The following is a 3,792-nucleotide window of genomic DNA, read 5'->3' on the forward strand; positions in this document are numbered from 1 at the left end:
GCGCGACGCTGACGGCCCCTCGTCGTGTGTGCGGCGTCCGGAGCCCGGCCCCGCGCGCGGTCAGCCGCGGACGCGCTCGGCGGCCTGCATGACGATCCGCTCCAGGTCCTCGCGGGGGACCTCCTCGCCGTAGGCGATCACGGTCACGTACAGGTCGCCCGGCAGGGACAGGTACAGGTTGCGGCTCGAACCGTCCACGGTCCCCACGTACTCCAGGTCGCCGCCCAGGGAGTCGGACTCGTCGGTGTGGTAGGTGTCCACGTCCACGTCGATGTCCACCTCCCAGTTCATCTCCTCCTCGGCGCCGGGCACCTGGACGACGTCCGGGTTGGCGCTGGGGTCGGCGCCGGACGTGAAGACCAGGGTGAGGGAGGGGGCGCCCGCGGTGCCGCTCCCGTCGCTGAAGGAGCACACCACCTGCTCGGCGCCGTCGATCCCCTCCACCGGGCCGGCGTCCTCGGCGAGGACGGGTCCCGGGGCCAGGTCGCCGACGACCTCGGCGGCCCCGGCCGCGGCGCAGGAATCGGGGAGCCCGTAGGACGAGGCCTCCTGCTCCGTCTCCTCTTCCTCCCCCTCCTCGGCGCCGGGCTCGGCGCTCGGGTCCTCGTCCGGTGACTCCTCGCCGTCTGCGGAGAAGAAGCTGAAGTCCATGTCGAACTCGTCGGTGTCGACCACGTCACAGCCGACGAGGACGAATCCGCCGACGACGACGGCGACGGCGGCCGTGCCCAGGCACGACAGGGGGGAGGACGGGATCAGTCGCATGGGTGGCTTTCGGTTCGGGGAGCGCCGGGCGGACGGGAGTGGCGCCGACGGGGGACACACGGAAACCTAGCAAGTTCCGCGTCCCCCCATCGATCGGACACCGCCGCGCCCCGTCCCGGCCCCCGTCCCGCCCGGCCCCCGTCCCGCCCGCGCCCCGTCCTTCCCGGGCGCCGGCCGCACACGGCGGCGGCCCGTCCCCGGGACCCCTGGCGCCCCGCCCCGCCCGGTCCCCGGAGCGGGGGCGGCGGACGGTCCGGCGCGGGTCCCCGGCGGCGGATTCCGCGTGTGTTTTCGGCATACCGGGATCAGGATCCTGGATAGTCGGCACCGTTGGGTCCGTTTTATGTACTTATGTGGCGAAACGGTGAACTCTTTCTGGTTCCGGTGGTTATAACGTGTGTCACGCCCGTTCCATGCGAAACCTCTCGGAGGCCCTGGCCCCCGAACTCCCCGAGCCGGTTTTCCCCCGCACCCCGACCCCCCTTCCAGAACTCCCCCACCCCCCTTTTCCAAGCCCCTGATCTCGACGTATCCGTTTTCCCGCCGTTCCTTTCCCCGGTCCGGACCTCCCGGACGCGACGCCCGCCGACCCGGTCCGGGGCGGGTTCCCCCGCCCGTCCGAACATCTTCGAGAGTGAGACCCGTCCATGCTCGACGCGGACATCCGCCTGGAGTGGTTCGTCTCCTTCCTGGCCGTCATCGACACCGGGAGCTTCGTCGCCGCGGCCGAGTCCACCCGCAGGTCCCAGCCGCGCGTGAGCCAGCACGTGGCCGCGCTCGAACGCGAGATCGGCCAGCCCCTCTTCGACCGCAAGAAGCGCCCGGTCCGCCTCACGGAGGCGGGTGACGCCCTCGCCGTCCAGGCCCGCAACGTGCTCCGCGCGCTGGAGGCGGCCGAGTCCGCCATGGCCCCCTGGCGCGGAGGCACGCGCGGCATCGTCTCCCTCGGCTCCTACCCGAGCGCCAGCGCAGCGTTCGTCCCCGGCCTCCTCAAGAACCTCATCGCCGAGGACCCCGACGTCAAGGTCGTCCTCGTGGAGCGCTCCACCCTCGAACTCGACGAGGCCCTCGCGTCCGGGGGGATCGACCTCTACCTGCGGCCGATGTCGCCCCGGCCCACGTCCCCCTCGGTCACCAGCCTGCCCCTGTGGTCCGAGCCGCTCGTGGTCCTGCACGCGGAGGGCCACCCCCTCGGGGACGTGCCCGACCCCGTGCCCGTCGACGCCGTCGCGGAGCACCCCATCGTGTCCATCGGACGTCTCGACGCCCCGGAGACCTCGGAGTTCGAGTCCTACCGGGTGTTCCAGGAGCGGGGGCTGCAGATCGACCCGATCCAGGCCACCAACCAGCCGCAGACGCTCGTGTCGATGGTCGCCGAGGGCATCGGCGTCGGCGTCACGAACTGGCTGGCGGCGTCGATCGCGGACACCAGCGGGGTCCGGATCAGGCGGCTCGAAGGGCCCCCCGAGCGGCGGGTCGCCGTGTGCTGGGACTCGACGCGCCCCCTCACCCCGGCCGCCCGCAGCGTCCTGCGGACCATCACCGAACAGCCGAGTCCCACAGGCACCATCAGAGTCATCTCGCCACGGAAGCGTTCATCCGACACAGTATTCACTTCTCGAATACCGTCATCAGGGAATAGGACTTAACGCCAGGGTGGCGCGGATAGTAGCGTCAACCACGCGAAACGGCGGAGGGGATTCAGACCGGCGCGAACCGTCATCCCCTTCCGAGCTCCCCCTTTTTCACTCTCCGCTACCCCCGTTCGTGACAGGCGACAGCCATTCCCCGATCTCCCCTGGTGGGTCGGGGTGAGCCGGGGTTCGCGGGGGTGCCACCCTGTGTGATCGGAAGAAGTCCATGCCTCGACTTTCCCAGCTGTCCCTCGCCGCGACATGTTCGTCGGTGCTTCTGCTCACCGCCTGTACCGGGGGCTCGACCGTCGACGACGACGTCGAGGGCGCCGACGCGGGCTCGGGCTCGCTGACGAGCATCAACGCCGGCTACGTCTCCGCGATCGACCAGATCGGCCTGCCGATCGGCACCGAGCGGGGCCTCTTCGAGGAGCGCGACCTCGACGTCACCCTCGCCGAGCCCTTCCCCACGGGCGTCGACGCGATCAACGCCCTGGAGGCGGGCGACGTCGACATCATCCAGGTCGGCACCCCGGCCATCGCGGCCGCGCAGGAGGGCGCCGAGCTGAGCCTGGTCGGCAACTACACCGGCTCGGCCACCCAGCGCAGCATCGACGAGACCGCGGCCATCGTCGCGGCCGAGGGCTCCGAGATCGACGGCGAGGACCTGTCCACGCTGGAGGGCAAGTCGATCGGCGTCTCGATCGGCTCCATCAACCACCTCTACCTGCTCGGGCTGCTGGAGGACCTCCGCATCGACACGGACGACGTGGAGCTCGTCAACACCGCCCCGCCGGACATGGCGGTGGCCCTGGAGACCGGCGGCATCGACGCGGCCGTCATCTGGGACCCGTGGCCGATCACCATCACCGAGCAGGTCGAGGGCTCGGAGATCGTCCTGAGGGGCGGCGGCTACATCCCCTTCATCGGCTACATCGTCACCACGCCGACCTTCCTGGAGGAGAACCCCGAGGCCGTCGAGGAGTTCCTCGCCGCACGGGCCGCCTCCGACCAGTGGATCCGCGAGAACCCCGAGGAGGCCGCCTCCTCGGCCGTCCAGTGGCTCACCGGCACCGACCCCGAGGTCGCCCAGGAGGCCATGCAGTACAACGTGGCGCAGCTCGACCCCCGCTTCTCCGCCTGCAACTACCTGGCGCTGGACACGGTCGGGCAGCTGCTCGCCAACCAGGGCGAGATCGACTTCGACTTCGACATCAACGACTACTTCGAGCCCGGCCCGATCGTGTCGGTCATGGAGGAGAACCCCGAGCTGTTCGAGGACCTCCAGGACATCCCCGACGCCGCGGCCATCGACGCCGACTACAACTTCGTGCGTGAGATCGCCCAGGAGTCGTGCGCGGTATGACCCCCGACCCTGTGCCGGCCGCCGGGC

The 3,792-nt window shown here is 70.7% G+C and carries 3 protein-coding genes; 2 read left to right on the forward strand and 1 reads right to left on the reverse strand.

Features of this window, described 5'->3' with window-relative positions:
* Nucleotides 1-60 precede the first annotated feature (60 nt).
* Nucleotides 61-765 (reverse strand): hypothetical protein, encoded by a 705-nt coding sequence (locus ACWGL3_RS31515; RefSeq protein ID WP_267947524.1) that lies wholly within the window; start codon nt 763-765, stop codon nt 61-63.
* A 647-nt stretch (nt 766-1,412) separates the two neighbouring features.
* Here ACWGL3_RS31515 and ACWGL3_RS31520 point away from each other — a divergent pair.
* Both ACWGL3_RS31520 and ACWGL3_RS31525 read left to right on the forward strand, forming a co-directional pair.
* Nucleotides 1,413-2,414, forward strand: a complete 1,002-nt coding sequence (locus tag ACWGL3_RS31520; RefSeq protein ID WP_452462138.1) for a LysR family transcriptional regulator — start codon at nt 1,413-1,415, stop codon at nt 2,412-2,414.
* A 211-nt stretch (nt 2,415-2,625) separates the two neighbouring features.
* The gene (locus ACWGL3_RS31525) at nt 2,626-3,765 is read left to right on the forward strand and encodes an ABC transporter substrate-binding protein (protein WP_267947526.1); all 1,140 of its coding nucleotides are present in this window, start codon (nt 2,626-2,628) and stop codon (nt 3,763-3,765) included.
* Nucleotides 3,766-3,792 lie beyond the last annotated feature (27 nt).

It is taken from the genome of Nocardiopsis sp. NPDC055824, from assembly GCF_053616335.1.